At 74.8% G+C, this 3668-nt stretch carries 4 protein-coding genes and 1 pseudogene; 2 read left to right on the plus strand and 3 right to left on the minus strand.

Features of this window, described 5'->3' with window-relative positions:
- Both B7767_RS47735 and B7767_RS04165 read right to left on the minus strand, forming a co-directional pair.
- Nucleotides 1-160, minus strand: a pseudogene (locus B7767_RS47735) (PLP-dependent aminotransferase family protein); the annotation flags it as partial.
- A 41-nt stretch (nucleotides 161-201) separates the two neighbouring features.
- A complete protein-coding gene (locus B7767_RS04165; protein WP_085570921.1) occupies nucleotides 202-1032 on the minus strand; it encodes an alpha/beta fold hydrolase in 831 nt (276 codons plus the stop codon).
- Nucleotides 1033-1195: 163 nt separating this feature from the next.
- Between B7767_RS04165 and B7767_RS04170 the strand changes: the two genes are divergently transcribed.
- Both B7767_RS04170 and B7767_RS04175 read left to right on the plus strand, forming a co-directional pair.
- Nucleotides 1196-2083 carry an RNA polymerase sigma-70 factor gene (locus B7767_RS04170; protein ID WP_085570922.1) on the plus strand — a complete coding sequence of 296 codons (888 nt, stop codon included), beginning with the start codon at nucleotides 1196-1198 and terminating at the stop codon, nucleotides 2081-2083.
- Nucleotides 2084-2231: 148 nt separating this feature from the next.
- Nucleotides 2232-2993 carry a GntR family transcriptional regulator gene (locus tag B7767_RS04175; protein ID WP_085570923.1) on the plus strand — a complete coding sequence of 254 codons (762 nt, stop codon included), beginning with the start codon at nucleotides 2232-2234 and terminating at the stop codon, nucleotides 2991-2993.
- 115 nt (nucleotides 2994-3108) lie between these two features.
- Here the strand turns inward: B7767_RS04175 and B7767_RS04180 are convergent.
- Nucleotides 3109-3668 (minus strand): ROK family protein (locus B7767_RS04180; RefSeq protein WP_143652196.1); only part of this gene is annotated, 560 nt, incomplete at its 5' end.

A 3668-nucleotide genomic window follows, 5' to 3' on the forward strand; every position in this document is an offset into this window, starting at 1 on the left:
GCCGGGTCCCCGGCGCGAGCCGCCCCGAACGCACCGCCTCGCGCAGCGCGGCCTGCAGCGAACGGCCGCGCGCGCGTGCCGGTGCGGAGGCGGCGGGCAGCAGCAACTCCCAGGCGGAGGAGGCGGTGGGGCCCTCGGGACCGGTCTGCGGTGACGTCATGACAGGGTCACACTAGGCCGTCCGGGGGCGCGGTCCCGCCCTCAGCGGCTGCCGTCGAGGATGACGCGCGCGACCAGCGCCGGGTCGTCGTTCATCGGGACGTGACCGCAGCCGGGCAGCCGGACCAGCCGGGCCCGGGGGATGATCCGCTTGGCGCGGACGCCCTGCCGGGGGACCAGCAGCCGGTCCCGGGAGCCCCAGGCGACGGTCACCGGGATGCCGGGCACGTCGTCGGTGAACCGTACGGCGGTGCCCGCGCGGAGGGTCTCGGTGAAACCGGTGGCCCCGGCGAGCGCGAGCGTCTCGGCGACCACGGCCTCGGGGGAACGGCGCCCGGGACGGGCGTAGATGGTGCTGGTCAGCGCCGCCCGGCCGGCCGCGGAGCGGGCGAGGCGCTCGACCAGCGGAAGCGGCATCCGCTCCGCGATCCGCCGCATGCCGATCAGCACGCCGAAGGCGTACCGCCGCTCGGCCTGCGTCCAGAAGCCCGCCGGGGACAGGGCGGTGACGGACCGTACGAGCCGTTCCCGGCCGAGTTCCAGGGCCAGCAGGCCGCCGAGCGAGTTGCCCGCGACATGCGGCCGGCCGAGCTCCAGCTCCTCGCACAGGGCGCCCAGGGCGGCGTTCATGGTCGGCAGGTCGTGGACGAGGCCGTCGGGCAGCGACGGGGAGGCGCCGAAGCCGGGCAGGTCCACGGCGATCACCTCGCGCTCGGTCGCCAGGATGTCCACCACCGGGTCCCAGGCCTGGCGGTGATGGCCGATGCCGTGCAGCAGGAGCAGCGGTTCGCCGCGGCCCACGCGCGCGTAGGACAGGGTCACGGAGTGCGGGCCGAGGGGAGAGGTGACCTTGAAGGAGACGGTCGCGGACATGAGGGTGCTCCTCGTCTGGGACTCGCGGGAACGGACGCCGCCCGGCGCCGTAGACAGCTTGTCAGCAATTGCTACCGGCGGGTAGCCCCGCGGTCGGCGTGTCCCGCCGGCCGCCGGCCGGTGCCGCCTGGACACGGCCGCGCGGGTCGGCTGGGATGGTGCCGTGACCACCGACACCGTGACCGACGTCTTCGAGGAACACCGCCCCGTCCTCCTGGGGGTCGCCTACCGCATGCTGGGCCGGGTGGCCGACGCGGAGGACGTGGTGCAGGACGCGTGGCTGCGCTGGTCGGGCGGCGACCGGGCCGGGGTGCGCGAACCGCGCGGCTACCTGGTGCGCGTCACCACCCGCCTCGCCATCGACCGGCTGCGCCAGATCAAGGCGCGCGGCGAGACGTACGTCGGCCCGTGGCTTCCCGAGCCCTACGTCACCGACTTCGGCGGCACCGTCCCGGACGCCGCCGAGCGGGCCGTCCTCGCCGACTCCGTCTCCCTCGCCGTCCTCGTCGTCATGGAGTCCCTGTCGCCCCTGGAGCGTGCGGTGTTCGTGCTGCGGGAGGCGTTCGGCTACCCGTACGCCGACATCGCGGCCATGCTCGACCGCGGCGAACCGGCCGTACGCCAACTCGCCGGCCGCGCCCGCGCACACGTCGAGGAGCGCCGTCCGCGCTACGAGGTCGACCCCGCCCAGCGCCGCGACCTCACCGAACGCTTCCTGGCCGCGGCGGCCGGCGGCGACCTGGAGGGCCTGCTGGAACTCCTCGCCCCCGACGCGCGCCTGGTCGGCGACAGCGGCGGCAAGTCGCGCGCCCCGCTGCGGGTCCTGGAGAGCGCCGACCACGTGGGGCGCTTCCTCCTCGGCGTCGCCCGCAAGAGCGTGCCGGACCTCTCCTTCCGCTTCCTGGAGCTCAACGGCGGCCCCGCGGTGCTCGTCCTGTCCGGTGACAAGCCCGACTCCGTCGTCCAGCTCGACGTCGCCGGCGGACGCGTCCGGACGGTGTACGTCATCCGCAATCCCGACAAGCTGCGTTCGCTCGCCGGGGCCCGGTAGGAGCCCCCACAGCGACGGGGGCCCGCCGTCGTGCCCGATTGGTATTGACCAAGGGTGAGGGGCGCCTTATGGTCGCAGATAAGTGAAACAACCTTTAATAAACAAGGGCGCTAAAACGCGGCCGGACACGGCGATCGTGGAGGACAGGGTGGGGACCACGCAGCTGGAAACGGTGCCGGAACCGAAGTACTGGCACCTCAGGACCGTGCTCAGCGAGGCGCTGGACTCGGAGTTCTCCGTGGGCGAGATCCTGCCCAACGAGCGCGACCTCGCCGCCCGCTTCGGCGTCGCCCGCGCCACGCTCCGGCAGGCCCTGGAACAGCTCGAACTCGAAGGCAGGCTGCAGCGCCGCCGCGGTGTGGGCACGACGGTCGCCCCGCCGCGCATGGGCGTGTCCGTCGGCACGGCCCAGCACGCCTGGCCCGGTGGGCCGCACGACGCCTGGCAGATCCTCGACTGCGCGCCCGAGGTGCCGCCCGCCGCCGTCGCCGAGACGCTGGTGACCGGCCGCGACGAGCCCGTGCACGTCGTGCGGCGCTCCCGCGTCTCCCACGGCCAGCCCGTCGCCGCAGAACTCCTCTACATCCCGGCGGACTCGGTACCGGACCTGTCCGGCATCGACGCGCCGTCCGGCACCGCACGCGCGCGTGCGGTACTGCGGGAACTGCAGCGCCTGGAGCTGGAGCGGCAGGAGAACGCGGTGGAGCTCGGCTCCGCCCGCGCGGACGACGCACGCGAACTGGACCGCCTGCCCGGCGCGCCCGTCCTCGTCGTCACCACCCGCTTCATCGCCCGCGGCCGCACCGCCGCGCTCTCCGTGGCCACGTACCGCGCGGACACCTGCCGTCTGACCTTCGGCGACTCCGGCGGCGTCGAGATCCACCACGGCCCGGAACGCCGCGCGTCCTGACCCCCCCCGTAACCGCGCGCCGCGGCCCACCGCAGCCACCCCACAGCTGAGGACAGCCGTACTGCCCGCGGGAGCGCGGGGAGCCGGGGCGCTGGGCGCCGACACGGCGTGACCGCTACCGGCGGGCCGTCACCGTGCCCTCCACCGCGAAGAGTTGTTCCTCCACGTGGTCGAGGGCCAGGCGCACCGCACCCGTGGCGACCGCCGCCTCGCCGAGGTGGGACAGGGTGACCTTCGGCGGACGCAGGCAGTAGCGGGCCAGTTCGCGGCGCAGCGGCTCCAGGACGCCGTCCAGACCGGCCGCCCAGCCGCCGATCACGACCAGCTCCGGGTCGAGGGCCAGCACCAGCGCCGCCACGTCGTGGACGAGCCGGCGGATGAACCGGTCCATGGCCGCCAGCGCACGCTGGTCGCCCTCGCGGGCCTGGGTGAAGACCTCGGCGACCGCCTGCTCGTCGAGCGGGTGCAGCGGCTCGTCCGTGGTGGACAGCAAGGTCTCGGGGGTCGCCTCCCGGCCCAGCAGGTGCAACGCGCCGATCTCGCCGGCCGCCCCGCCGTACCCCCGGTGCAGCCGCCCGCCGATCAGCGAGCCGGCGCCCGGACTCAGCCCGGCCAGCACGAACACCACGTCGTCGGTCCCCCGGGCGGCACCCTTCCAGTGCTCGGCGACGACCG

The sequence above is a fragment of the Streptomyces sp. 13-12-16 genome (assembly GCF_002114215.1).
Lineage (GTDB): Bacteria > Actinomycetota > Actinomycetes > Streptomycetales > Streptomycetaceae > Streptomyces.

Coding starts and splice junctions, on each gene's coding strand:
- B7767_RS04165 (WP_085570921.1), bottom strand. CDS start 1,032: ATGTCCGCGACCGTCTCCTTCAAGGTCACCTCTCCCCTCGGCCCGCAC.